Origin of the sequence: Lysinibacillus sp. JK80 (assembly GCF_027557635.1) — a bacterium.
Lineage (GTDB): Bacteria > Bacillota > Bacilli > Bacillales_A > Planococcaceae > Lysinibacillus > Lysinibacillus capsici.
In genome coordinates, this window is sequence record NZ_CP058997.1 from 288301 (window position 1) to 314831 (window position 26531).

Here is a 26531-nt window from a genome sequence, read left to right on the forward strand (position 1 = left end):
TCTACTATCTGAAATATAACTAAATTGGCGCGAACTTGAAAGGAGCTATCGCTATATGAATATGGATTACGATTTATTTATGCAGGAAATTTTAAAAACAGCACGTGCTGAAATTGAGGCAGCTGGTTATGAACAATTAACAACACCAGAAGCTGTAGAAGAGGCGTTTGCTCGTCCAGGTACAACATTAGTAATGGTGAACTCAGTGTGTGGTTGTGCGGGTGGTATCGCTCGTCCAGCAGCAGCACAATGCGTTCATTATGATAAACGTCCAGACCATTTAGTAACAGTGTTTGCAGGGCAAGATAAAGAGGCAACTGCAGCAGCGCGTTACCATTTTGGAGAAGATCATCTACCTTCATCACCATCATTCGTTCTATTAAAAGATGGACAAGTTGTCGCAGAAGTGGGACGCTATGAAATTGAAGGGCATGACCCAATGTCAGTTGTGACAAATTTACAAGCAAACTTTGAAGAATATTGTGACGAACTTTAAGTCTATTCTTGCATAAGAAAAATCATTTTCAACCAAGTAGAAAAGCCTCATAGATCATGCTATCTATGTAGGCTTCCTACTGATCCTCATGTATAGATAGTTTCATTATTATTAAAATTTTGTAATATTGGCTAAATAATTAGCTGAATGAGTGAAGAGTACTAAAGGATGGGAGGCAGTCGGCCTGAAGAAGTTTTCAATCGGCTATCGAACTTTAAAAACAGCAATTGGTGCGGCCATCGCTATTGCCATTGCACAGTATTTTGATTTAGCCTCATATGCATCTGCTGGTATTCTAACCATATTATGTGTGCAACCAACAAAAAGAAATCCATTTATGCAGCCTATACACGATTGATTGCAAGTATTGTAGCAATGCTTTTTGCCTTTGTAAGCTTTGAGTTATTTGCTTATCATCCACTTACACTAGCAGGCATGCTTATACTCTTTATTCCTACTATTGTATCTTTAAAGGTTGCGGATGGATTTATCTCCAGTGTCGTGATTATTATGCATATTTACGCTGCTGAAGGTTATTCATTAACACTTGTTTATAATGAATTAGCGTTGATGGCTATCGGTTATGGAACAGGGATTGCCATTAATATGTATATGCCAGACATTCAAAAGGAATTAAATTACTACAGAGTCAAAATAGAGGAGCTATATAGTAAGATTTTTTTAGAAATTGCCAGCTATTTACGGCAAGGAGATACGTTGTGGAACGGCCAAGAAATTATCGATGCAATCAAAGCACTAGAAGAGGCAAAATCATTAGCGTTTAAAGATGTTCAAAACCATTTTACAAGACGTAAAAATGATTACTATGTATATTTCGATATGCGAGAGCAGCAGCTAGAAATTATCGAAAGAGTGCTACCCAAAGTGACGACATTACCTGTTATAGTACAAGAGGCTGAAATTGTGGCAGATTTTTTACAAGACCTAGGTGAGCATGTTCATTCGGGGAATACGGCTAGTCAGTATCGCGAAAAGCTCGAACATGTTAAGCGCGATTTTTCTCAGCTTCCTTTACCACAAAGCCACGAGCAATTTATCGCTCAGGCAGCCCTCTATCAGTTTATAGAGGAAATGGACAGGTATTTAGAAATAAAGCAGTCATTTAAAGGGTTAAAGGCTAAAAAAGAGCGCCCACAGTAGTGTGGACGCCTCGTGCTTTGCCTTAAATTATCATAGATAATCCGAATGCTAGAGATGAGATTAGCATAATTGCGATCATACTATAAATAACGACTTTTTGAAATTTTTATTACTCATATGCTCGTTCGCTCCTTCTTTTCTTATAAATAGTTTAGCAAATCTGAAAAATTTCTCAAGTAGTAGAGTTTTGACAAAAAAGTCTGTAAAATAGAGTATGTACCATAACAGAAGGAGATGTCACCATGGAGAAAGTAGACCATATTGGGATTGCAGTGCGCGATCTTGATGAACGCATTACATATTATACAGAAACTTTGGGCTTAAAGTTGATAAAAGTGGAAGAAGTAGAATCTCAACAGGTTCGTGTGGCATTTATCGACGCAGGGAACGTGAAAATCGAGTTATTAGAACCAATGAGTGATAAAAGTGCCATCCATGGTTTTATTGAAAAACGTGGAGAAGGAATTCATCATGTTGCGTTTGGCGTGACGGGAATTCGTGAACGAATGGTAGAGCTTCGTGAAAAAGGTGTACGTCTCTTATCCGAAGAGCCAGGGCCAGGTGCTGGAGGGGCAGAGGTTGCGTTTATGCATCCTAAATCCTCATTTGGGGTGTTATATGAATTATGTGATAAAAGTGGAAAAGGGGATAAGTGATTAGTATGGATATGTTCGACAAAATCAATGACTTGTATGACCGTAAAACGGTAATTGAACTTGGTGGTGGCTATGATCGCATCGATAAGCAGCATGAGAAGGGGAAACTTACTGCTCGTGAGCGTATAGACTTGTTGCTAGACGAAGGTACATTTTTCGAAATCAACCCATTTATTACACATCGTACAGTAGACTTCGGCATGGAAAAAATGGAGGGACCTGGTGATGGTGTCGTAACTGGATTCGGTAAAATTAACGGACGTCCAGTATACTTATTCTCTCAAGATTTCACAGTGTTTGGTGGGGCGCTTGGTGAAATGCATGCGAAAAAAATGGCAACAGTGATGGATCTAGCTGCTAAAAATGGTACACCATTTATCGGCATCAATGACTCAGGCGGTGCACGTATTCAAGAGGGTGTTCTTTCATTAGATGGCTATGGTCATATTTTCTACCGAAATGCCATTTATTCTGGTGTGATTCCACAAATCTCTGTGATTATGGGACCTTGTGCTGGTGGAGCTGTTTATTCTCCAGCTATTACTGACTTTATTCTAATGGTGGATAAGACATCTCAAATGTTCATTACAGGACCTAAAGTAATCGAAACGGTAACAGGAGAGAAAATTTCTGCTGAAGATTTAGGTGGTTCGAAAGTAAATAATGCGGTCAGTGGGAATGCTCATTTCCGTGCTCCTTCTGAAGAGGCAGCGATTGATGAAATTAAAAAACTATTAAGCTACTTACCACAAAACAATAAAGAAAAGGCACCTCGTCAAGCTAGACCTGAAGGGGATGACTACCGTCCAGAAATCGTAGATACAGTACCAATCGAAACAACACGTCCATATGATGTACGTAAAGTTGTTGAGCAAGTAGTGGATGAAGGTTCGTTCATGGAAGTACATGCAGAGTTTGCTAAAAACGTAGTAGTCGGTTTTGCACGTATTGCTGGCGAATCAGTTGGGCTTGTTTGTAACCAACCAAAAGTTCTTGCTGGTGGCTTAGATATCGATTCTTCTGATAAAGCTGCTCGTTTCATTCGTACTTGTGATGCATACAATATCCCAATCATCACATTTGAAGACGTTTCTGGCTTCTTCCCAGGTGTTAAACAAGAACATGGTGGTATTATTCGTCATGGTGCGAAAATTCTTTATGCTTATTCAGAAGCGACTGTTCCAAAAATTACAGTGATTTTACGAAAAGCTTATGGAGGCGCTTACGTTGCCTTAAACTCTAAATCAATTGGTGCTGACCTTGTATTTGCATGGCCAAATGCTGAAATCGCTGTTATGGGTGCTGCTGGCGCAGCTAACATCATTTTTGCCCGTGAAATTGCAAAATCAGATGACCCAGAAGCAACTCGTGCAGCAAAAATCGAAGAATATAAAGAGAAATTTGCTAACCCATATGTTGCAGCATCTCGCGGTATGGTAGACGACGTAATCGATCCACGAGATACACGTATCAAGCTGATTCAAGGACTTGATATGCTGTCAAACAAACATGAAACACGTCCAGAGAAAAAGCACGGTAATATTCCTCTATAATAGTCATACAAGCCTAGCAGCTCAAAAGTTGCTAGGTTTTTCATTGCCAAAAAGTGAAACATTTTTGTTTGTCATCCGTACTGATAGATATGAGGAGTTGAGATGAATGGAATGGCAGCAATTACAAACAGAGCAAGAAAAGATTCATGCACAACTTAGAAAAGCATCTAGATTAAACGAACAAAATCAGTTAATTGATGGGCAAATTAAACATACACAACAGGAAATAGACACTCATACAGCAGCACTCCACCAAATTCGATCCAAACTTGATAAATTGGATGGTTTCTCGTTTATGAATATGATTCGTACATGGACAGGGCAACAAGATGAACTGAGGGCAGAAAAAATTGATAAGGCGGCAGTACTTGAATTAAAGCTGAATGAAGCAAAGAAAATGCAAAATGATTTAGCAGAGGACAACGTGCAAGTGATGAATCAGCTTGCCCAGATTGATGAAAATGCGCTACAGCAATCACTTCAACAGGTCTACCTTAAAAAGAAGAAGTATTTACTGATTCATGATGCTGCCCAAGCAGAAAGGCTAGAGCATTTAGCACATGAGGAAATGCTAACAAAGCAGCTCATTAGAGAAATTAAAGAGGCGGAGGAAGCGGGAGAAGTAGCTCTTACAAGGCTAGGGCAAGCAGCAGCTTCATTACATTCGGCCAATGGATATTCCACATGGGATACATTTTTGGGCGGTGGGCTGATTGCTACGCACTTAAAGCATGATGCACTCAATCAGTCTGAAAACTATTTACATAGTGCTCAAATTGCGTTACAACGGTTTCATAATGAATTATTAGATGTTCATGAAATGTCTACGAAATCGCTGCATATTGAAACAGATGGGATTGTTAAGTTTGCTGATTACTTTTTTGATGATATTTTTTCAGCATGGTCTGTTCATTCTAAAATCTCGACAGCAAGGGAACAGGTCTCGCGTGTTCAAGATGATGTACATAATACGATTTGGCGCTTACAGGATAAACATAATAAAGCAGTCAACTACCTACAATCATTAGAAAAAGAAAAAGAGCTTATTTTCAATGACTAGGGAAAGTCTGAGATTTTTCTCAGACTTTTTATTTTGGTAGTATTGTTCAATGATTTCAACTCTTCTGACGTTGTGCTAAAATGATACATATACTATAACGTGGAAATACACGTAAACTAAGGGAGTTTTACAACATGACAAGTCGTTTAGTAGAAGAGTTTTTTGAGCTCGTACAAATTGATTCGGAAACAAAACATGAACAACTAATAGCACCAATTCTTGTAGATAAGTTAACTGCACTTGGATTTTCAGTGATTCAAGACGATGCACATACGCGTAATGGACATGGGGCAGGTAATATTATTGCCACATTAAAAGGCACACTGGATGTAGAGCCAATCTATTTCACTTCTCATATGGATACTGTCGTTCCAGGAAAAGGCATCAAACCATCTTTACGTGAAGATGGCTATATCGTATCAGATGGTACGACGATTTTAGGTGCCGATGATAAAGCAGGACTAGCTGCTCTATTTGAGATGGTCAAACGTTTGAAAGAGCAAAATATTGCACATGGCGATATTGAATTTATTATTACGGCTGGTGAAGAAAGTGGCCTTGTTGGCGCTAAAGAGTTAGATCCAGCTAACATTAAAGCAAAATATGGATTTGCGGTTGATAGCGATGGCAAAGTTGGTGGTATCGTGACAGCAGCACCATTCCAAGCGAAAATTTTCACAAAAATTATTGGAAAAACGGCACATGCAGGGGTTGCTCCTGAAAAGGGCATTTCTGCCATAACAGTCGCATCAAAATGCATTGCTCAAATGAAACTAGGTCGTTTAGATGAAGAAACAACAGCGAATATTGGGCGTTTTGAAGGTGGACAAGCGACGAATATTGTTTGTGACGAAGTGACAATCCTTGCAGAAGCACGCTCTATAGACAAAGCTAAATTGGATGCGCAAACAAAGCATATGCAAAATACGTTTGAACAAGTAGCTGATTCTTTAGGCGCACGTGCAGAGGTAGAAGTGAAGCTAATGTATCCAGGCTTCCGTGTAACGGAATCTGATAAAGTAGTTCAGGTAGCTATGGCTGCTGCACGCAATATTGATCGTACACCGACACTAGGCATTTCTGGTGGAGGCTCAGATGCAAACGTCATCGCAGGCTTTGGTATTCCTACAGTTAATTTATCTGTTGGATACGAGGATATCCATACAACAAATGAAAAAATACCAGTAGAAGAACTTGAAAAATTAGCAGATTTACTAGTAGAAATCGTCAAAGAATCGGCGAAAAACTAACAGTCGAATAAGGATGTGACCCTATGGAAAGTGTCAAAGCAGTCGTTTTTGCTTGTGGGACAGAGGAGTATGCTGTGCCTGTGGAGCAAGCGATTTCAATTGAAAAATTAGAGCAAGTAACACCTATTCCTCATTTACCTAACTATCTTCTAGGCTTTACAAGAATTCGCGGTGAGCTTGTACCTGTTCTTGATTTTGAACGCATACTGTACAATCGTTCATCGAATACAGCAACTGCTCGTATCATTGTGTTGAATACAGATGTTGTTAATTATGGATTACTTGTTACAGAAGCACGTGAAATTCTTGATTTCGATGAATCAGTACTTCAGCAATTGGGTCTAGTCAATTATAGTAAAACACGCTATTTTACTGCGGTAGCTAATCTTGAAAATCGAATGATAACATATGTTGATCCAAAAATACTGGTTAATTCATTAGAGGGCATTCGAGAAATTATCGATTATTTACACAAAATGCTTGAAAATGAAAAGGAAAACGTAGAGGCTTAAGTACTCTACGTTTTTTTATGTTTGAATAGTAAATTTAACCTGTATTTTGTCGTTTTTACGTGATCATACATGTGACAATTATGCATTATACCTACAGACAAACAATTACTAACCGCGTATGATAATGATTAAGAAAAAACTGAAAAAGGCAAACTTCACCGAAAGGGAGGGACGCAAAGCCATGAGTCTAAACACTATAATTTCAGTGCAAGATTGTCAGGTTGCCAGGTTCTGTTCTAGGAGCCGTGGCGAGTAGAATGGAGTTAGTTCGTATGAAGAGACAATTAAAAGTATGGACCGCACTAATCGTCATCATGATTAGTTCATTAGCTTTATCAAGTGGAAAGGTTGATGCAATGTCTATACAGGAAAAGGCTACTTGGCTGTGGGATACATCCCTCATCATTGATGACCAAGAAAAAATATTATTATTTTTAGAACATAACGATGTCAATAAAGTTTATCTGCAAATCGATCAAGGCATAGCGAGCAATGACTATAAGCATTTTATTAGTAACGCTTCTCACAGAGGTATTCGCATTTATGCATTGGATGGTGCTGCAAGCTGGGTTTCAGCTGAGGGTAGTCGAAGCCAAGACGAATTGTTTAATTGGTTACATACATATAATGAGAATTCAACTGAATCTGAGCAATTTTCTGGGGTTCACCTTGATGTAGAACCTTATTTAAATAGTGGATGGAGTTTACATCAAGCACAAACGATAGAATCCTATCAAACACTAATAATGAAAGCAAGTGAGAAAGCAAGTCAGTTACAACTTACTTTAGAAGTAGATATGCCATTTTGGTTTGATGAAGTTCAGTATAATAACCAATTTGGAAAAGGGTTATTAGCTGATTGGGTCATTGACCATACGGATAGTGTGACGATCATGGCCTATCGTGATGCTGCAAAAGATATTATCTCTATTGTAGAACATGAAATCGCTTATGCTTCCACTGTGAATAAATCAATTGTAATTGGTGTAGAAACAGGCGCTTCAGAGGAAGGGGAAAATATTACTTTTTATGATAATGGAGAAGCCTTTATGAATGAACAGCTTATACTTGTTCAGCAACATTTTTCAAATAACGATGCTTTTTATGGAGTAGCCATTCATTATGTGGAGAATTGGATGACCATGCGTCCATAAAAAAAGTCCTTCCAGTGTTAAACTGGAAGGGCTTTTCTATTGGTATTAGGATAGTCGACCACTGTAGTCCTCGAATTTAAATTCACGAATGACTTTAATACCTTCTTCATCATTATAAGAAACGATAGATGGTAAGTTGACACCGTTAAACATATGGTTTTTCACCATTGAATAATGAGCCATATCTGTGAATACAAGACGATCACCTGGTTTTAATGGCTGTTCAAACGAATAATCGCCAATCACATCACCAGCTAGACATGTTAGTCCGCCTAAGCGATATGTGTGTGCTAATTCATTTGCTTGTCCAGAACCAATAATCATTGGACGGTAAGGCATTTCAAGTACATCAGGCATGTGACATGTTGCTGATGTATCTAAAATAGCAAGATCCATTCCATTTTCTTGAATATCTAGCACCGTTGCTACTAAATAGCCTGTATTAAGGGCTACTGCTTCACCTGGCTCAAGATAAACAAGCAGGTTATACTTTTCTTGAATATAATTAATGATGTTCACAAGTTTTTCTACATCATAATCATCACGTGTAATATGGTGACCGCCACCGAAGTTTAACCATTTCATTTGGTGTAAAACATCACCAAATTTTTCCTCAACTACTTCAATAATACGCTCTAATGTATCAGAATTTTGTTCACACATCGCATGGAAGTGTAAGCCATCGATACCATCAAGCTGTGATTTATCAAAGTTAGCCAATGTTGTACCAAGGCGAGAGTTTGTGTAACAAGGATCATAAAGAGCTGTTTCAATTTCAGAGTATTCAGGATTCACACGAATACCACATTCAATTGTTTTACCAGCAGATTTAACTTTATCCTTGAACTGAGCCCATTGGTTAAATGAGTTAAATACGATGTGATCCACATAGCCTAGAAGCTCGTCCATTTCATGCTCAATATAAGCAGGTGCATAAACGTGAACTTCTTTGCCCATTTTTTCATAGCCAAGACGTGCCTCATGCAGTGAGCTAGATGTAATGCCCGCTAAATATTCCCCTACTAGTGGGAATGTTGAATGCATAGAGAAGCCTTTAAGGGCTAATAAAATGCGGCAGCCTGTTCGATCTTGAATTGATTTTAAAAGCTCAAGATTCTTTGTTAATAATCGCTCATCCACTACATAAGAAGGGGATGGAACTTTTGAAAAATCAATTGGTTTCATCGGCTTAATTCCTTTGCATCTAAATCAAGGTCTAATAATTCTGGGTTATGGCTTTCTTGCCATGGTAGACCCCATTTATTTAGTGCATCCATGAATGGATCTGGATTGAAATCTTCCACATTCCATACACCTGGTTTACGCCATTCACCGTTCATCACAAGCATTGCACCGATCATAGCTGGTACGCCAGTTGTGTAAGAAATCGCTTGTGAACCAACCTCGTTGTAGCACTCTTCGTGGTCACATACGTTGTACACATAGTACGTTTTTTCTTTGCCATCTTTTAGACCGCGAATGATACAACCGATGTTTGTTTTACCTTTCGTACGTGGTCCAAGTGAAGCTGGATCTGGTAATACCGCTTTAAGGAAGTGGATTGGTTGAATCATTTGCCCTTCGAATTCGATTGGCTCAATTGATGTCATACCTACGTTTTCTAACACTTTTAAGTGTGTTAAGTATTTTTCAGAGAACGTCATCCAGAAGCGGATTTGTTTTAAACCTTTGATATTTTTTGCAAGGGATTCAAGCTCTTCATGGTATAGAAGGTAAATATCTTTTGGTCCGATTTCAGGTAGGTTATACACTTCTTTTTTCTCAAGTGGTGCAGTTTCAATCCACTCGCCTTCTTTCCAGTAACGACCATTCGCTGTAATTTCACGAATGTTAATTTCTGGGTTGAAGTTTGTTGCGAAATGATATCCATGATCTCCCGCATTGGCATCCACGATATCGATATAGTGGATTTCATCAAATTCATGTTTTTGTGCATGAGCTGTGAAAACGCCTGTTACACCTGGGTCAAAACCGCTTCCAAGTAATGCAGTTAAGCCAGCTTTTTCAAACTTCTCTTTATAAGCCCATTGCCATTTATATTCAAATTTTGCCGTTTCAGGTGGCTCGTAGTTTGCAGTATCCACATAGTGCACACCTGTCGCTAAGCAAGCATCCATAATCGTTAAGTCCTGATAAGGTAGAGCCACGTTAATCACTACATCTGGTCCGAAAGCTTTAATAAGCTCAATAACCTCTTCTGTATTGTCTGCGTCTACCTGTGCAGTATGAATTTTTGTTTTTCCGCCGTCTAGTTTTTCTTTTAGAGCGTCACATTTTGAAACAGTTCTACTTGCGATACAAATTTCCTCAAATACGTCCGAATTTTGAACACACTTGTGTACCACAACACTGGCAACTCCGCCAGCTCCGATAATCAATGCTTTACCCAATTGTCTACCCCCAAGTTCATATAAAGTATTGTCAAACAAGCTGATTATACAGAAAATTGATATACTACTCAATCATTGTTTTAAAATTTTCTACAAAAAATTTTATTTTTCTACAACAATTAGACGTATAAGGAGGGGAATGCCTCGGAAAAGAAGGGAATCATGAATAAATCTACAACGCCATTTTAGTAAAAATAGAGGAAAGTTGCTGTTGTATAGACCTAAATAATTGGTGAAGTTATATCACAATTCATCCAAGATACTACGACATCAAGTAAATATTTTTCTAAATGAATGTTTTGACATAGTATCTCTACCGATTGACGATTTGATACCAACTACTAAATCATTTCTACTAACTTTACATAAAAAAATCCCTCTACATATAGAAAGGGAAGGAACCACATTAAACGTGCTACAGGTATCTGTGTACTGGAAAATGATGCATATTATTTCAGAAAACGATTGGATACTTGTTGTTTTTCTTCCCCCCATATATAGAAGAAAACCACAAGCAAAGTACTAAAAAAACCCATCACAAGAGCATACGTACTGAGGGCTACTCCCACTTGACTTTGCATGGCATAAATAAAAATGGCCCCTATTGTTAACAAGTTGCCTGTAACAATCGATACTAGATGAAAGCGTTTATTCATAGCAAGCCCTCCTATTAGATGAATTGGTAATGCTCAGGATTTAAGATAATTAACTTCAATTATCGCACAATTCAGAACTTTTTCCAATGTTTTTATCTTACTAGAATAATTAAAGATGCTTTTTTAATACATCTTTTTGTAGTATGATGAAACACAAAAGGAATATTCATAGATTATTACAAGAAAGGGGAGAGGATGGATCGTGAAATTACGCAATTCATTAACTTTTCAACTTGGGACGATTATCGCTGGTATTTTAGTGGTGATGCTAGGGATTACTTCGTTCGCTACATACATAACTGCTTACAATAAACTTTATGATGCTGCTGGTGTTGAGGCCTATGGCTGTGCCAATATTACGACAGGTTTGATCAATCCGCAACAATTGGACAAGGCCATTCAAGGCGACAAGGCTGTACAGGAAAGCATTGGGAACGATTTGAACTGGACAACAGGTCATAAAGATATTTTCCAAACACAATATATTTTATCGTTGGATGGCACATTATTAGCGCTTGATGATCATTTGGCTGAAAAAGGTTATGCCCCTGGTGATCAATTTTATTTAGATAAAGAAGCTATTGATATGTTGCTTACACATAAGCATCCAACATACTCACAGCCTTATACCTATGCAGGGATGGACCGTTTATCTGGCTATGCTCCTATTTTTAAAGACCATGATTCCAGTAAAGAAATTATTGCCATTAGTGTCATCGACTTTGATGCTAATATCGTGAAGGAGCGAACATGGGATGTTGTACGAAATGGGATTTTAATTAGTATTTTCCCTATGCTAATTGCTTCCATCATTACAGGCTTTTTAATTCGTCGTAAAGTAAGACCGATTAGTGTGCTGATTCAGCAGGCGAAAGAAATTGCCAATGGTAATTTAGCTGTACCTGAAACAAAAATTAACAGTAAAGATGAAGTAGCGGATTTAGCGAATACATTAAATCGAATGACAGCTAATTTACAAAATATGATTATGACGATGCGTTCCACTTCTAACACTTTAACGAATAACGCAGATGAAACCGCTTCCACTTTGAACGATATGAGCAATACCATTCAAGGTGTCGCCAATAATATCGAAGAGGTAACAAGTGCCGTGACGGCAGGGATGCACCATGCTGAAAATGCGACAGATGTTCTTACTTCTTTAGCGCAGGACCTTCAAATGATTCAAAGCAATGCCAATAACAGTGCTGATAACGCTCGACAAACGATGGAATTAGCAACAGAGGGTGAGCGACTAGCAAAAGATATAAGCAATGATATGGCACTAATTCACAGCGGATCAGGTGAGGTACGACAAACAGTAGAAAACTTAGTTACATCTGCAACCAAAATTCAAACGATTACAACGTCTATTGCAAACATCGCATCACAAACAAATTTGCTAGCACTGAATGCTTCCATTGAAGCGGCTAGAGCAGGGGAGCATGGCAAAGGCTTTGCTATTGTTGCTGAGGAAGTACGGAAGCTTGCTGAGCAATCTAATCAAGAGGTATTGCAAGTTGAACAGCTTATTCAGGATATAATGAAGCATGTGCAGCAGGTCATGTCATCTACGAATGATAATACGCAATATATTGAAAAAGGAACAGAGACAGTGCGTCTAACCGCACAATCTTTAGGAAATATTTCTACAGCAGTGGCTGCAACAGTAGAAGAAATGATTACCATTTCTAATGCTATGACCGCTGAAAACGAAAAATCTACACGTATTGTGCAGATGATTCAACAATTAACAGAATCTATTCGTGATATAGAAGAAACGATGAATATGATTACTGTCGCAGCACAGCAAACAACTGCAAGCATTGATGAGGTGGCACATGGCTCTAATGAAACAAATCACATGGCACACACACTCGAACAGCATGTAAAGGCGTTTAAATTAAAAGAATAATAGAAAGATTAGGACATGTTGGCTTTTGCTTATACTACTTAAATGGTAAACTAGCAATAAGATTTTTCTTTTGCGAAGGTGAGGATTTTAATGGTGGTAAAACAAATCAACGAGCAAGTTCAACAAGTCAATGACTTATTTTTGAGTGGTCAAGTAAAGGAAAGTTATCAACTAGCTAAAGAAATATTGGGCAATGATACAGCGATCGCAGAAGAGGCCTATCAAGTCATTCAGCAGCATGTGGCAATGCTAGAGGTAAATGGGTATGCAAATATGCCTCAGCCTACTGATGACAAAGTAAAGCAAAGTGTGGAACGTATAGATGGTTCGTATCCAGAACGAGATGTTCTCGCAGCTTATATAGGTAGTCAGGATGATGAGCAATTTGGTAAAGTGGTCGATGAATTATTAGCAGGACCTATAGAAGCGCAGGCGAACGCCTACTATACAATGGCAGAATATTATGTCCTTGCAAAAGAACAGGATAAGGCATCAGTACAGTATGCGGAGGCAATCAAATTGCAGCCTAATAAGGCATTGTATTGGGGAGCATTTGCACAGTTTTTAAATCGTCACGAAGGTAGCCCTTATTTGGCATTAAGACTGATTGAAGAAGCAATACTCCTAGATGGAATGAATCCTCGTTGGCACTATATTCAAGGTAATATATTTTTCCAGCTAGTAGCAGCGACAAAAAATTTAAGCTATTTACCTGCCTTGGAAGAAGCATGGGAGAAAGCTAAAAAACGTTGTACAGCTAAGCAGGTCACATTGAAATTGGATTTGGAGAAGTCAAAAGATTTGTTAGCGCAATGGAAAAAGCAAATGCTCTAACAGGTATCTATTAATAATTATTTCCTTTCTAGTATAATTATGCTATAGTGAAACCATAAACGGACGTATGAAGCTTATCGATGACATGAAAGAAGTGTTTTTTTGAGTTTATATGTAGCGTATGTATTGGTAGGACTTGCCATTGCCATGCCTGTAGGAGCTATTACAGTAGAAATGACAAAGCAAGGACTCAAAAATGGTTTTATGCACGGCTGGGCAGTTGGACTTGGTGGCATGACCATTGATATTGTATTGGTTTTTGCTTTGTATATGGGACTAGCTTCCATCTTGGCTATGCCTTTAATTCAACTACCTATGTGGATTATTGGAGCGGGCTTTTTATTCTTGTTAGGCTATGATTCTATCAAGAACGCTGACCATGATATTACATTGGCAGGAGAAAAAGTAACCAAATCGTTTTTTGCCTCTTATTTTAACGGCTTACTAGTGGCCATTTCGCCTGGTAATCTTGTTTTTTGGGTCAACGTATTTGGTGTGGTGCTAGCAAAATCTTATGGACAAGGGGAGTCAACGAGCTTTTTAATTATTGCTGCTGGTGTTTTAAGTGGAATTTTACTCCACGATATCGGTTTGCTGACCATTGTCTCGGTTACTCGTAAAGCTATGAATCGGAAGATGATTAGGACATTTACCATTGTCGCAGGATTCTTATTGATTGGTTTTGCTTGTTATTTTATCTATGAATTTATACAAGGAATTAAGATTTATATATGAAAAGTGCGATCCCTAAAGATCGCACTTTTTTTATTGCGCAATAGCCTCAGTATGCTCTTTTAAACAAGCTAAAATTTCTTCTGCTACTTCATGTGCTAATGCTAGTTCTGAAGTAAAGCCCACACAAGAACAATTCATCTCACCTAAAATATAGCAATCTTCTCCGACTTCATTGGTATCTAGCATAAAGTCGGCTGTCCAGATTAGCGGTAAATCATAATTGCCTAGTAGGTTTGTTACTTGAGGGAGCTGCTTTAAAAAGTTTTGTACCAGCTCTTGCCAGTCTTCAGGTTTGTCATAGCGATATTGAGCGCCAGAGAATAGAGTTGCACTAAAGGCATCCTCGGTAGCAGCTGGTTTTTTATGTACGACGTGTACAGGATGATCGCGCAACATGAATAAGCGGATTTCGCCTTCTGTAATCCTTGGAAGAAAGCGCATATCGATTAACATACCATTCGTCCCTGTAATATACTGCTCACAAAATGTCATAAAGTCGCCAAGCTGCCAATATTCTACATGATTATCTTTTGCTTCAGTACATTTGATTTGTGCATCAAGTGGCACTTCAGTGATACCCTCTGCTAGCGGTTCCACCAATTTTACACGCCAAATACCTTCTCCAGTTGAACCACGATTTTGCTTCAAAACACGCTCTGTTAAGGCTAAGGAAGTAGGGAATTGTTTTTTGAATGCTTCGATTGTGTAGTGGGCAAATGTATCATCAGGTACTAAATTTGTTGTCGTCAGTTTTGATAATACGTCTTTTGAACCATAGCTAATCATGGCGTCTGGATGTGGCATCCCTATAACGCCAGCTTGGCATAGCTCTCGTAGCATAGCAAAGTACTCTTCCTCATGCTGTAAGTTGCCTGGGTTAATGCGAGATACATAGGCAATACCATGTTCCTTAACATAGTGAAAGATTTCCTGCTTTTTTGTGATATCAAAGAAGAGTACCTCTGCATCCTGTCCACGTTGCTGTAGCGCTTCCACCATTGGCATTGTATCTGGGCGATAGCCATCTGGTCCTTTATCTGTGCCGCCTTCCACCTCAAAAAAAATAACTTTTTTATCCATAAAATACCTCCTTATATCTGTTGTTATGTTCAGTATAGTAGACAAATAAGGAGAAAAGATAGATAAAATATGTAAATTTTATGTATAAATTCATATATTACTATCTCGGTAATAGGAGGTATTGACTATTAAAGTTCATAACTCTCTTAATTTTCTGTTTTCAAGCTTGCTTTTTCTGAAATACTGTAAGGTATAAAATCATAAGAAGAATTAGCAATGTACCAATAAACTGATAGCCACCAAAAGCAATCTTTAACCACCAAACACTTGTGATGACAGCCATTAATGGTTCAAGACTACCTAGTAGGCTTGACTCCTTTGGTGAAAGATAGTGCAAGCTAGCAATATAAAACCAAAAAGCGAGCATTGTCCCAAAAATAACAATAAAGAGAAAATAGGCAATGGTTGAAAACGTCCAATCAGATAGATCGATAGCCCATGGTGGGTGAGCTATACTCATAACTATACCACCGATGATCATCGACCAGCCGACAACTAGTAATGAATGGAATTGCTGTAAAAGTGGGACGGCATAAATGGTATAAAATGCAACAGAAAGACCAGATAAGATACCCCATAACACAGCCATTAAAGGAACGGACAATGTTGAAAAAGAACCGTTTGTTAATAATAAAAAGGTCCCAACAAGTGTAAGTGACACAGCTATACCATCCTGCTTTGTCAATGGACTTTGCCTCGTTAGAAAGTAATAAGCCATGATAAACAGTGGTGCTAAATATTGCAATAATGTGGCTACAGCTGAATTACCAATAGCGATTGACATCATATAGGTGTATTGGACAGCAAGCATGCCAAGTAGGCTAAATAAAATTTGTCTAAAAGCATTTTGCTTTGTGCGCCATATGACGAAAATGGATTCATGCCGATGGGTCATTCTATAAATAGCTATTAGTAACAAACCTGCTAAAAGTAAACGACTAGAAACAAGCCAGCCGACCTCTAAATTGTCCTGCTGAAATAGTCGTTGGGCAACGGTCCCTCCGATTCCCCAGAAACTTGCTCCAAGAATAACTAGTAGAAAGCCCAGTGTACGTTTATTTTGGATAATTTGATTCATCTGTTTACATCTCCTAAACTATCAATATAAGATGATTATAAAGTGACTAAGTGGAAATAAATATCGATTTAATCCAATAAAATATCAATATATTGAGGTGTTAGAGATGCCGTTAACACATATTAAAATTGCCAAGGATTTACAAGAATTAACCTTGCATGGAACAAAAGAATTTCCAGTTGCCTTGTATGAAACGATTATGCGATTAGAAAGCATGGATTTTCTACCTCTCCATTGGCATAAAGAAATACAATTTGTTTTGATAAAAAAGGGATGTGCTCAGTATCGAGTGGGGACCGACGTTTTTGTTTTGAACCAAGGCGAGGGGCTCTTTATTAATGCCTCTGGATTACATGAAGCAAAGCCTTATCAAATTGAGCAAGCGATCGTTTATTGTGTAAATGTAGATCCAAAGTTAATGGGGGGGCATGAGGGCAGTATCTTTTTCTCAAAATATGTAGAACCGTATATTACAAGAAATCGAATACCTTATGTCAAACTAACAGGAGAGTTGGCACAGAAAGTAGCAACGATTGCGGAATTAATGCGAGAGCAAACCGCTTTTTTTGAGTTAAAAGTACGGAGAGAGCTTCTATTTATTTGGGAATCCATGCTAACCCAATCCTTATTGACAGAACAAATAATGGATTCTGCCACTATTGTGCAGCATGAACGAGCAAAAGCTATGCTAGATTTTTTACATGCACATTATCAGCAGAAAATAGCATTAGAAGATTTAGCTAGCCATGTGTATATAAGTCGCGCTGAATGTAGTCGTTTTTTTAAGAAAATAGTGGGCATGACACCGTTTACCTATTTATGCCAATATCGACTGCGCAAAAGCATAGAATTATTGAAGGGTAATGAGCTATCGATAACAGAAATAGCTGTTAATACAGGCTTTAGTACCGTCAGTTATTATATTGAAAAGTTTAAAGAATACACTGGCTATCCGCCACATGTTTATCGTAAGAAGTTTTTAAGTGTGAAAAATAATTGAACGTGAATGGAAATAGGACCATCTTTTATTCTCAAATTCTATACAAGATGAACCATTTGGCATAAAGTAAAATTATTAGTAGAGAGGGGGCATTGTGAATGATGGTCTTAAAAAGTAAGCAAAATATTTGGCTAGCCTTATTATTAGTGGTATTAGCGAGTAACTATACACTCTATAATACAGGATTTGGCACATCCCTTTTACCTATCGAAACAAATGGTGTTGTCATGGGCTCATTAATTGACTGTATTGTGGTGGTGCCTGTGCTATTTATGCTTTATAAAGGTAAATTTTCATTAAAGCAAGCCATCCTATTAGCTGCAGCTGGCTGTATTGCTGCACGTTTTATCATTCCTATGGAACACCTTCAGCCTTATGTGGCAGTGACATGGGCTGGCTTTGCGATTGAAGGGTCTATTATTCTATTAGAAATTATCCTAGTGGCAACACTTGTACGATACCTGCCAAAAATCCTAGGGGAAGTGCGGAGAAGCTCTTTACCAGATCTCTTTTCATTTTCAAAAGCTGTAGAAAAACATGCACCCAAGCATCCAGTTATTCAGATGATCTGTGCTGATTTATTAGTGCTTTATTATGGTTTCGCGAGTTGGAAAAGACAAGAACGACAAGGTTTATCTTTGCATAAAAATTCTAGCTATATCGCTTTTCAGCTCATGATTATTCATGGGATTGCTATTGAAACGATTGGTATTCACTGGTGGCTACATGAAAAGTCAATGATACTTTCCATTGTGTTGCTTGTTTTTAATATTTATTCAGTAATCTTCTTTCTTGCGGATATGCAGGCTATTCGCCTAAACCCTGTTTATGTCACAAATGATACATTGTACTTATCTCTGGGATTAATGAAACGTACTGAAATTCGTTTTGATCATATTGCTGAAATCATCGAAGACAAGGAGCGGTTAGAGGGAAAATTATCAAAAGATACGATAGACTTTATAGCACGTGATTTTGGTGAGGCCTATCCGCATTTTATTTTGAAAATGAAAGAGCCTGTGGAAGTAACGTTTATGCTAGGGATCAAGAAGCACTATAGTCACATAGCCATTAAAGCAGACCAGGTTCAAGAATTTAGACAAATGCTTGTAGAAGGAATGGCAATGAGCCAACATCATTAAAATTACTTATAAAAAAGTAGTAGTCAATGTTTTGTCATCAAAACATTGACTATTTTTTTATTGATTGATTTTAATACTATTTAAACTAATTTTAACCTTCGGATTTTATAGTTTTAATGTACTGAGAATGATTGATTTACAGGAGGGCTTTGTTTTAGCGAAAGATTGATATGTTGAAAATTGTATGCCTGAGATAAAAGGGGAAGTGTAATAAAAGCACGAATTAATACAAGATTACAAAACCGCAATGTTCAACATGGCTATATGGAAGTACCAATAACGAAGAGATCAATCAAATACAGTCTATGACAGAGTAACAGCCATCCTTTGGTATGTAGTGAACGGATTGAAATGACAAAATTCCAGCCTGCACTAGCAGAATTAAGGACAGAAAGACGATATGAGCAGATTACATATTATGTAGAAACACCAGATCACTTGTTCCAAAACTTTCTTTAATAAAAGGCGAAGCGCATTTATTGGAGAAATATTATAATAAGCTTAATGAGCAACATACCATTTCTGACAGCATTACAAAAATTTTTATTCCCGTACATCCAATCGATGTTCTTAAAGAACAAGTAATGTTAGAAAATGAAAATGTAAGAGTAACAAAAGATACGAAAACAAAAACCTCTGCATCTTTCTAGTCGATCAAAATCTACGAGCAAGTATTCCTTTACTGGTGTTTTTTATGTAAAGGATATCTGTCCTATTATGATAGAGACACTATCTGTTCATTCGAAGAGTCTATCATATTATACCAAAGAAGTTAGAGGGCCTCGTTTTTAGCTTTGCTGGACAATCAGTTAAACAAATAAATCTAAAGGTAGCATGGCAAAAATATAAAGCGGTTACAAAGATGATATATAACTAGCATAGAAGAGGAGGGATTGTGTATGAACGATTGCATTCTTTTACAGTCTAGTCAAGATTGGCATCTACAGAGAATGTATATGAAGAAGTTTAACAAACTGGTACTGGTAAAAAGTGTTCATCATAATTCAGCAGAGACAAGAGCCAAACTACAATATGAATTTTCCTTGTTTTCGAATGAGCAAAATCCTTGGTTATTAAAGCCAATAGCTATTGATTATATAGATGATCAATATGCGATCATCTATGAAAATTTTAATGGAGTCCCCTTAAAGCAATTCAGTAATAACTTGATTTCTTTGCATCAATTTCTCCAGATTGCCATTGACCTTGTCAATATTTGTATGAAAATGCAACAAAGTGGTTTACTTTATCTACACCTACATCCTAATCAAATCTTAATCAATCCTAATTCTTTAAAAATAAAACTATTAAGCTCTGAATTTAGTACAAAATATGATGTAGAATCTCCAGTTGTGATTGAAAATCCCTATGAACGACTAGAACAGCTACCCTATTATGCACCTGAGCAAACTGGCAGACTTCATTTAGAGGTAGACTATCGGACAGATTTATATGCACTGGGGACCATTTTTTACGAAATACTGGGCGGTCAATTGCCTTTTCAAGCAAAGGATGCCGTCGATTTGATTTATGAAATCATCACAAAAAAACCAGAACCATTGGTAAGTTTAGACAGTCGTTATCATTCATTGCTTTGGGAAATGATTGAAAAGCTATTAGCTAAAAACCCAGCTGATCGTTATCAAAGTGCCATTGGTTTGAGAGAGGATTTGCTACAAATCCAACAGAAACTTTTAGTAAACGAACCGCTTGAAAATTTCCTGCTTGGTGAACAGGATTTGCATCTGAATACGGGACTGTCTACTAAGCTTTATGGGAGAGAATCGCAATTCGCAGAGCTTTCCTCTGTTTTTCGTCAGGTTGCAAAAGGTGACAAAAAGATGGTTACGATATCAGGACAAGCAGGGTATGGAAAGTCCAAGTTAGTTCAAGAATTAAAGGGTGAAATAGCGGCCGCAAAAGGCTATTTTATTACAACTAAGTATGAGCAATTGCAATTAGAAAATGACTATTCCATTGTTATCCATCCTTTAAGGAGTTTATTGAAATTTATTTATATGGAAGGTGAAAGGTCTGTCCATTTATGGAAAAAATTATTTCAAGAGGTTAAATTAGTTGTGACAGATGAACTTATCCATCTATTACCTGAACTTAAATGGTTTGTGAAGGAGGAAGTACATTTCCAAAAAGAAGTTAGCCAAAATACAAAACAGCTCCATTCCTATACGTTTATATCGATTCAAAAAATTTTATTAACATTTGCTATGCAGAAGAAACCAGTTATATGGTTTGTAGATGATTTGCATTGGGCCAATCAAAGTACAGTTGAAATTATGACCCAAATTTTTGAGCAACACCGAGCAGGATACTTTATGATGATTGGTACATTCCGAGTGAATAAGGACAGCGCAGAGGAGGAAAATCAGCAAAGAACTTCTAGTTTTTCGAGCGGTCATCATATCCATTTACCCTCGCTTCAGGAACAACATGTTCAACAATGGTTGGAGGCATCTTTCCAGGCAAAGCCTCATACCATACAGATAATTGCCAAGCAATTATTTAATTTGACCAACGGGAATCCGTTATTTGTGAAAGAGGCGTTTCGATCACTCCAGCAAGATAACACAATTTATCTTAATGCAACAACAAAAGAATGGGAGTTTAATCGTAAGAAATTTAATTTATCCCGATTGAACAACGAGCTACTTGTCTTTATTGAAACTAGAATGGCTAATTTAACAACAGAAGCCCATGAGATTTTACGCATAGTTGCATGTTTTGGTCAGCGCTTTGAATTTACAGATGTCTTAAAGCTCGTGTCCTTATCAGCTCAAGCGTTATTAAAACACCTGGAAACACTTGTTGAAAATGGCTTTATTATTCCGTTAGATGCCCATTATAAATGGGCAAGTACGTTAGAGCATGAAGGGATTTTACATACATTTTCTACCAAATTCCAATTTGTTCACGATCGTATTCAACAAGTAGCTTACCAAGACTTATCAGGGCAATTGCGTGCTAAATACCATTATCAAATTGGCCAGCTTTTAACAGATGACTCTCAAATGGCTGCAGATCATGATCGATTAAGCGAAATCGTCATGCATTTCAATTACAGTCGCCACTTATTGACTGGGAAGGAAAAGCAAAAGCTGGCTATCTGGAATTATCAACTCGGTATTGAGGCTAAAAGAATAGGGCTCTTTGATAATGCGCTAAAATTTTTTACAACTAGTAAAGAACTATTGACGCCTGATCATTGGGAGACTAGGAGAGAACAGTCGGTTAAATTATATGCAAATTTAGGTGAATGTGAATATTTAACTGGCCACTACGAACAATCGGAAATGCATTTAACAGAAGCTTTGCAGCACGCAGAGACAAAATTAGAAAAACTGATGATTAACAATTTGAAAACGGTATTATACATTGAGTCCGATAACCCTACTATTGGTCTAGAAGCAGGCTTGGCAGGTTTTCAAGTTGCGAATCTTAAAATTTCAGCATATCCTAAAAAGTCACAGCTTCTAAAAGAGTATCTATTGTTGAAATGGGCATTGCGACATATGTCTGACCAAGACTTGTTGCAGCATCCGCCAACGAATAGTAAAGAAATTGATATTTTGATTCATTTAATTATTAATATGACGGCAAGTGCTTTCCTATTAAATCCTAACTTAACAGGCATTCTTTTAATGAAAGGGCTGCGTTTACAGTTGAAGTATGGCGCTACATCGAAAAGCGGCATGGTATTGATTAACTATGCTATGCTTTTAAATGCAGGTTTTGCCAATATAAAAGAAGCCACTCGCTTTGGCAAACTTGCCATCATTGTTGCGGATAACCAAGAAAGCATATATATCAAGGGCCATACTTATTATGTGTATGGCGTGTTTATCAGTCATTGGACAGAGCCCTATGAAACCAGTATTCAATATATTAATGAGGCTCAAGCAAAAAGCCAAGAGCTTGGCTTATATCATTTAGTATCCTCAGCATCATGTTTTATTGTCACGATACGACTTATTCAGGGTGTTGTTACCCTAGAGGATTTGCAACAAGAAATTAAACGACAACAAGAGGAATTTTCTATTCATGCAAGTACCCTTTCGATTGACTTTTTAGCCGAAATGGGGAGATGGATGAATATCCTCCGCTCTCCACATCATCCTGTACATTGGGCTTGTCCCATCACAATACAGGATCAGCCTGCTATTAAAATCATGCATTATACAGTGCGTTTACAAATGTCCTTTTTATTAGCGGATGAAATACAAGGGAAAGCGATTCTGGTTGAATTAAAGAAGCTAAGTAAGGACACTTATACATTACCAATCACTACGGTCTATTATTTTTATCGGGCCATGTGGCAATTTCACTTTCTGCATAGTCAAAATTGTCAGGTACAGGAGCAGAGGTTATTTTTAACGGATATACGTCAAAGCCTCAAGAAATTTAAGAAATGGGCTGTTTATTCTTCAGAAAATTATGAGCATCTCTATGCTTTATTAATGGCAGAGAATTACCGTTTACACAACAATGACAGTGAGGCAGAACTCTATTATGACCGAGCAATACGATTAGCAAGTATGAATGGTTTTGTCCAGGATACAGCCTTAGCATATGAACGAGCTGCAAACTATTATCTCGCAAAACAGCAAAAGAAAACGGCAAGGCATTATATATTGAATGGTATTCAAAGTATTGAAACGTGGGGAGCAGAAACAGTTGCTAGCAGATGGGCAAGAGAATATCAAGTGCATCGCAAACTGGAGAATCACAGTAGAGAATCACTCACGTTTGATATGATGACGGTTTTTGAAACGACTCAATCATTTGCAACAGCTATTCGTATGGAAGAATTACTGCATAAAATATTGTTTTCACTGTTAAAGCATATGGGGGCAGATAGTGGCTATTTCATTCATAAACAGCAGCAGGAATTATTGGTGTTAGCAAAGGCGGAAGCTGCGGAAAAAACATTTACGATGTATGATCAACAAAGTATGGAGAATTTTAATGCGAATATGCAATCGATTATACGCTATGTTCTTAATAGTAAAGAGCATGTGATTATCGACAATACACAAATAACACAGCATCCTCTTTTCTCCTATTCGACGGCTAAATCTATTCTTTGCCTACCTATTATCCATCAAAATGAAATTATTTCGATATTGTATTTTGAGAATACTTTAATGACGAATGCCTTCCATCCATCTCATGTTCAGCTATTGAAAGTAATTGCGGCTCAAATTGCTGTTTCTTTTGAAAATGCGAAAATATATGGAGATTTAGAAAAACGTGTTCAGTTGCGTACTAGGGAGCTAGATGAGACGAATCGGCATTTGATAAAAATGAATGAACGTTTAGAAAAAAATGAACTGGAACGTAAAAAACTCTTGCATAGTATTTCCCATGAATTACGCTCCCCGTTAACCTCTACATTAGGGTATATAGAACTTATGCTAGAGGGCGTGATTGATGACGCAGTAGCCAGAAAGAAATATTTAATACGAAGTAAAGAAAGGCTATTATCATTAAATAACTTAATTCAAGATTTGTTTGATTTAGCAAATCTAGAAGCTGGTAGAGCAGAATTTTCTTTTACAGAGGTAAAGGCAAAGGAATTATTTTTACAAATGGCAACCCGTTATGAGGATGAAGTAAAACAATCAGGATTAACATTCAGTGCTCACTTTTACGGTCATGAAGAAGCTCAGCTACTGATTGATAAAACGCGAATCAATCAAGTGATTGAAAATATCATGACAAATGCAATGAAATATACATCAAATGGTGGTATTCAATTGTCCTTCCATGTAGAGGACAAGCACTTGATTTGTTCGATAGCAGATAGTGGCATTGGTATTGCTGAGAGTGATCTTCCCTTTATTTTTGATAGCTATTATCGAGCAACTAACATCCATGAAGCACATTCGCATGGCATTGGCTTAGCTATCTGTAAACAAATTGTTCACCAGCATAATGGTGAGATTTTTGTTGAAAGTCTTGAAAATGAAGGAAGCATATTTAGCTTTACATTACCACTAGTTAAGGTATTGGTAAAAAATTAAAAAGGGGTGGTGAGTGTTTTCTTACTTCTCACCACTCTCTTTTTTATAAACGAATTGGTAGCCAAAACCTCTCACTGTTTGAATCCATTTCGGCTTTGAGGGGATATCTTCAATTTTACGACGAAGCGTACTAATATGGACAGATACGGTTTTCAAATCAGTGACACCGTCGTAGCCCCACACATGATCAATGAGTTGATCGACACTAATCACTTGATTCGCATGCTCAATTAGAAAAAAGAGGAGTAGCTTCTCCTTCGTAAATAAATTTAAAAGCTGTCCATCCTTATAAACATTTTTCTCATCTAAATGTATGGACAGATTATCTATATGTACAATATTACTTTTCTTTGTTGGGTTTCTTCTTTTTAAATTTGCTTGGATACGGGCCAATAATTCTTTTGGAATAAATGGCTTTGTCATATAATCATCTGCCCCCACCTCAAAGCCCTCAAGTTTCTGTTCAATTAGATGATTGACGGTCACAAAAATGATAATGACATCCGATACATCACGGATTCTTTTGGCTAACTCGAAGCCTGTACCATCTGGTAAATTAACATCTAACAAGATTAAATCTGGTTTTTGCGTGACAGCGAGATGCCAGCCACTGGATAGAGATGATGCCTTTAATACATTATAGTTAGCATTAGCTAGCGTGAGCGATAAAACCTCCATAATATCTATATCATCTTCCACTATTAAAATTTTCTCGTTCGACATATCTATTAATCACCTTCCTATTTCAAATATACCAACTTTTGTCTAGGTTGGGAATTAGAAGACTTAGGACTCGAATGATTTTAGAATCCCTCATAACCTTAGTCAAAATAATCATGCGAGTTTACTAAAAATAAATAAAGACTTCTATTTCCCATTAGAAATGAAGTCTCTAAAAAATTAATCTAAGTGTGCGATAGCTCGGAGTAGATCATCACGGATGGCCTCCCAAAATTGCTGTTGAACACTATCACTGTACGTATAAAGCTCTTTATGTTGAACATGGTCATAGATGGCAGCAATCGTTTCTTGATGAAAAGAGAGACGATGGTTTAATAGCTCTCGTTCTTCTTCAATACAAAATAGTTTATAAATATCGGATAAGCGTTCAAACTTTGCTAATTTCTGTGTCATCACTTCATATTGTGTTTGATGAAAACGCCCTACTGCAGAAGTCATTGAGATTTTTGCCCGATGCTCTGCTTGTAATGTCCGATACTCCTCTTGACGGATGGCCACACGATACCAAAATTCATAACGATTAGGTAATTCTTTTAGTTCATAGGTAAGTAATGATTTTAAAATTGAATGCACTTGTTCATATGTATCGATGATCTTCGCTGGTTCTTTAAAAATGCCAAACATACTACCACCCCCATGTAGTTTAATACTACGAGTGAAGATTAAAATCCTTTAAAATAATCATAATATTCAAAAGCGAGAACCTACTAATTATTGAAACCCTGACTCCGTAGTTACGTAAAGATTTACAGGGGGTGAGTCAATGTATGAGTATAAATTTGTACAAACACATTTAGGTAGCTTTTTTCAGGAATCTACCTATCGGAAAACAATCGAAGAATACGCGAAGCAAGGTTGGCGTTTAGTGCAAGTATTGCCGATTGCTTATAATGGTCATGGGAAACCAACAGACTATGAAATCATTTTTGAGAGATTATTATCATGACTATCAATGAACGCTAGATTCTTGCCATAAATGGTGGGAGTTTAGCGTTTTCTTATTTTAATACAAAATTTGCTGTTTTTATTAACAAAAATAGTGTATTCAGAAAAATATAG

The 26531-nt window shown here is 37.3% G+C and carries 22 protein-coding genes, 1 pseudogene and 1 riboswitch; of the genes and pseudogenes, 15 read left to right on the forward strand and 8 right to left on the reverse strand.

The genetic code is table 11. The features are described 5' to 3' along the window. Positions 1-55: 55 nt before the first annotated feature. The gene (locus HXV90_RS01490) at positions 56-496 is read left to right on the forward strand and encodes a BrxA/BrxB family bacilliredoxin (protein ID WP_004231203.1); all 441 of its coding nucleotides are present in this window, start codon (positions 56-58) and stop codon (positions 494-496) included. A gap of 151 nt (positions 497-647) precedes the next feature. Further along, a pseudogene (locus HXV90_RS01495) lies at positions 648-1657 on the forward strand (aromatic acid exporter family protein). 22 nt (positions 1658-1679) lie between these two features. On the opposite strand, the gene HXV90_RS23475 reads toward HXV90_RS01495, so the two are convergent. Beyond that, positions 1680-1736 carry a hypothetical protein gene (locus HXV90_RS23475; RefSeq protein ID WP_233732816.1) on the reverse strand — a complete coding sequence of 19 codons (57 nt, stop codon included), beginning with the start codon at positions 1734-1736 and terminating at the stop codon, positions 1680-1682. A gap of 163 nt (positions 1737-1899) precedes the next feature. Between HXV90_RS23475 and mce the strand changes: the two genes are divergently transcribed. From mce to HXV90_RS01530, 6 genes are all read left to right on the forward strand, one after another. Next, positions 1900-2313 (forward strand): methylmalonyl-CoA epimerase, encoded by a 414-nt coding sequence (mce, locus tag HXV90_RS01505; RefSeq protein ID WP_269898203.1) that lies wholly within the window; start codon positions 1900-1902, stop codon positions 2311-2313. Positions 2314-2318: 5 nt separating this feature from the next. After that, positions 2319-3866: an acyl-CoA carboxylase subunit beta gene (locus HXV90_RS01510; RefSeq protein ID WP_009370220.1), complete on the forward strand. Its 1548-nt coding sequence runs from the start codon at positions 2319-2321 to the stop codon at positions 3864-3866. A gap of 106 nt (positions 3867-3972) precedes the next feature. Further along, positions 3973-4926 carry a hypothetical protein gene (locus HXV90_RS01515; RefSeq protein ID WP_269898204.1) on the forward strand — a complete coding sequence of 318 codons (954 nt, stop codon included), beginning with the start codon at positions 3973-3975 and terminating at the stop codon, positions 4924-4926. A 134-nt stretch (positions 4927-5060) separates the two neighbouring features. Then, on the forward strand, positions 5061-6176 hold the full coding sequence (locus HXV90_RS01520) for a M20/M25/M40 family metallo-hydrolase (protein WP_269898205.1): 1116 nt from the start codon (positions 5061-5063) through the stop codon (positions 6174-6176). 23 nt (positions 6177-6199) lie between these two features. Then, positions 6200-6688 carry a chemotaxis protein CheW gene (locus HXV90_RS01525; protein WP_004231214.1) on the forward strand — a complete coding sequence of 163 codons (489 nt, stop codon included), beginning with the start codon at positions 6200-6202 and terminating at the stop codon, positions 6686-6688. A 137-nt stretch (positions 6689-6825) separates the two neighbouring features. After that, positions 6826-6917: riboswitch (cyclic di-GMP riboswitch) on the forward strand. A 43-nt stretch (positions 6918-6960) separates the two neighbouring features. Then, entirely contained in the window at positions 6961-7842 is an 882-nt protein-coding gene (locus HXV90_RS01530; RefSeq protein WP_269898206.1) for an amidase, read from the forward strand. 45 nt (positions 7843-7887) lie between these two features. Here the strand turns inward: HXV90_RS01530 and nspC are convergent, their stop codons facing one another. The 3 genes from nspC to HXV90_RS01545 all read right to left on the reverse strand — a co-directional run bounded on the left by nspC (position 7888) and on the right by HXV90_RS01545 (position 10909). Continuing rightward, positions 7888-9027 carry a carboxynorspermidine decarboxylase gene (gene nspC, locus HXV90_RS01535; protein WP_004231219.1) on the reverse strand — a complete coding sequence of 380 codons (1140 nt, stop codon included), beginning with the start codon at positions 9025-9027 and terminating at the stop codon, positions 7888-7890. Beyond that, complete coding sequence (locus tag HXV90_RS01540) at positions 9024-10253, reverse strand: saccharopine dehydrogenase family protein (RefSeq protein WP_048392314.1); 1230 nt, start codon at positions 10251-10253, stop codon at positions 9024-9026. The genes nspC and HXV90_RS01540 overlap by 4 nt, the downstream gene beginning before the upstream one ends. A gap of 449 nt (positions 10254-10702) precedes the next feature. After that, positions 10703-10909, reverse strand: coding sequence for a hypothetical protein (locus HXV90_RS01545; RefSeq protein ID WP_004231223.1), 207 nt, complete (start codon positions 10907-10909; stop codon positions 10703-10705). A 202-nt stretch (positions 10910-11111) separates the two neighbouring features. Between HXV90_RS01545 and HXV90_RS01550 the strand changes: the two genes are divergently transcribed. The 3 genes from HXV90_RS01550 (at position 11112) to HXV90_RS01560 (ending at position 14393) form a co-directional block, all read left to right on the forward strand. After that, positions 11112-12824: a methyl-accepting chemotaxis protein gene (locus HXV90_RS01550; RefSeq protein ID WP_269898207.1), complete on the forward strand. Its 1713-nt coding sequence runs from the start codon at positions 11112-11114 to the stop codon at positions 12822-12824. 90 nt (positions 12825-12914) lie between these two features. Continuing rightward, complete coding sequence (locus tag HXV90_RS01555) at positions 12915-13658, forward strand: tetratricopeptide repeat protein (protein ID WP_269898208.1); 744 nt, start codon at positions 12915-12917, stop codon at positions 13656-13658. A 102-nt stretch (positions 13659-13760) separates the two neighbouring features. After that, a complete protein-coding gene (locus HXV90_RS01560) occupies positions 13761-14393 on the forward strand; it encodes a LysE family translocator (protein WP_048392317.1) in 633 nt (210 codons plus the stop codon). 30 nt (positions 14394-14423) lie between these two features. On the opposite strand, the gene HXV90_RS01565 is transcribed toward HXV90_RS01560, so the two are convergent. Both HXV90_RS01565 and HXV90_RS01570 read right to left on the reverse strand, forming a co-directional pair. Continuing rightward, the gene (locus tag HXV90_RS01565) at positions 14424-15473 is read right to left on the reverse strand and encodes a Cj0069 family protein (RefSeq protein ID WP_269898209.1); all 1050 of its coding nucleotides are present in this window, start codon (positions 15471-15473) and stop codon (positions 14424-14426) included. A gap of 160 nt (positions 15474-15633) precedes the next feature. Further along, positions 15634-16551 (reverse strand): DMT family transporter, encoded by a 918-nt coding sequence (locus tag HXV90_RS01570; protein WP_269898210.1) that lies wholly within the window; start codon positions 16549-16551, stop codon positions 15634-15636. 106 nt (positions 16552-16657) lie between these two features. On the opposite strand from HXV90_RS01570, the gene HXV90_RS01575 reads away from it, so the two are divergent. The 3 genes from HXV90_RS01575 (at position 16658) to HXV90_RS01585 (ending at position 24731) form a co-directional block, all read left to right on the forward strand. Further along, on the forward strand, positions 16658-17551 hold the full coding sequence (locus HXV90_RS01575; protein ID WP_112118334.1) for an AraC family transcriptional regulator: 894 nt from the start codon (positions 16658-16660) through the stop codon (positions 17549-17551). 98 nt (positions 17552-17649) lie between these two features. Beyond that, positions 17650-18693, forward strand: coding sequence for a beta-carotene 15,15'-monooxygenase (locus HXV90_RS01580; protein WP_103118400.1), 1044 nt, complete (start codon positions 17650-17652; stop codon positions 18691-18693). An 899-nt stretch (positions 18694-19592) separates the two neighbouring features. Then, positions 19593-24731: a sensor histidine kinase gene (locus tag HXV90_RS01585; protein WP_269898211.1), complete on the forward strand. Its 5139-nt coding sequence runs from the start codon at positions 19593-19595 to the stop codon at positions 24729-24731. Between the two features lie 21 nt (positions 24732-24752). On the opposite strand, the gene HXV90_RS01590 is transcribed toward HXV90_RS01585, so the two are convergent. Next, entirely contained in the window at positions 24753-25454 is a 702-nt protein-coding gene (locus HXV90_RS01590) for a response regulator transcription factor (protein WP_269898212.1), read from the reverse strand. 177 nt (positions 25455-25631) lie between these two features. Further along, positions 25632-26096: a hypothetical protein gene (locus tag HXV90_RS01595; RefSeq protein ID WP_112118338.1), complete on the reverse strand. Its 465-nt coding sequence runs from the start codon at positions 26094-26096 to the stop codon at positions 25632-25634. Between the two features lie 139 nt (positions 26097-26235). Here HXV90_RS01595 and HXV90_RS01600 point away from each other — a divergent pair, with 139 nt between their 5' ends. Continuing rightward, positions 26236-26418 (forward strand): DUF4177 domain-containing protein, encoded by a 183-nt coding sequence (locus HXV90_RS01600; protein WP_048392326.1) that lies wholly within the window; start codon positions 26236-26238, stop codon positions 26416-26418. Positions 26419-26531 lie beyond the last annotated feature (113 nt).

Coding starts and splice junctions, on each gene's coding strand:
- HXV90_RS01490 (WP_004231203.1), top strand. CDS start 56: ATGAATATGGATTACGATTTATTTATGCAGGAAATTTTAAAAACAGCA.
- mce (WP_269898203.1), top strand. CDS start 1,900: ATGGAGAAAGTAGACCATATTGGGATTGCAGTGCGCGATCTTGATGAA.
- HXV90_RS01510 (WP_009370220.1), top strand. CDS start 2,319: ATGGATATGTTCGACAAAATCAATGACTTGTATGACCGTAAAACGGTA.
- HXV90_RS01515 (WP_269898204.1), top strand. CDS start 3,973: ATGGAATGGCAGCAATTACAAACAGAGCAAGAAAAGATTCATGCACAA.
- HXV90_RS01520 (WP_269898205.1), top strand. CDS start 5,061: ATGACAAGTCGTTTAGTAGAAGAGTTTTTTGAGCTCGTACAAATTGAT.
- HXV90_RS01525 (WP_004231214.1), top strand. CDS start 6,200: ATGGAAAGTGTCAAAGCAGTCGTTTTTGCTTGTGGGACAGAGGAGTAT.
- HXV90_RS01530 (WP_269898206.1), top strand. CDS start 6,961: ATGAAGAGACAATTAAAAGTATGGACCGCACTAATCGTCATCATGATT.
- nspC (WP_004231219.1), bottom strand. CDS start 9,027: ATGAAACCAATTGATTTTTCAAAAGTTCCATCCCCTTCTTATGTAGTG.
- HXV90_RS01545 (WP_004231223.1), bottom strand. CDS start 10,909: ATGAATAAACGCTTTCATCTAGTATCGATTGTTACAGGCAACTTGTTA.
- HXV90_RS01555 (WP_269898208.1), top strand. CDS start 12,915: ATGGTGGTAAAACAAATCAACGAGCAAGTTCAACAAGTCAATGACTTA.
- HXV90_RS01565 (WP_269898209.1), bottom strand. CDS start 15,473: ATGGATAAAAAAGTTATTTTTTTTGAGGTGGAAGGCGGCACAGATAAA.
- HXV90_RS01570 (WP_269898210.1), bottom strand. CDS start 16,551: ATGAATCAAATTATCCAAAATAAACGTACACTGGGCTTTCTACTAGTT.
- HXV90_RS01575 (WP_112118334.1), top strand. CDS start 16,658: ATGCCGTTAACACATATTAAAATTGCCAAGGATTTACAAGAATTAACC.
- HXV90_RS01580 (WP_103118400.1), top strand. CDS start 17,650: ATGATGGTCTTAAAAAGTAAGCAAAATATTTGGCTAGCCTTATTATTA.
- HXV90_RS01585 (WP_269898211.1), top strand. CDS start 19,593: ATGAACGATTGCATTCTTTTACAGTCTAGTCAAGATTGGCATCTACAG.
- HXV90_RS01590 (WP_269898212.1), bottom strand. CDS start 25,454: ATGTCGAACGAGAAAATTTTAATAGTGGAAGATGATATAGATATTATG.
- HXV90_RS01595 (WP_112118338.1), bottom strand. CDS start 26,096: ATGTTTGGCATTTTTAAAGAACCAGCGAAGATCATCGATACATATGAA.
- HXV90_RS01600 (WP_048392326.1), top strand. CDS start 26,236: ATGTATGAGTATAAATTTGTACAAACACATTTAGGTAGCTTTTTTCAG.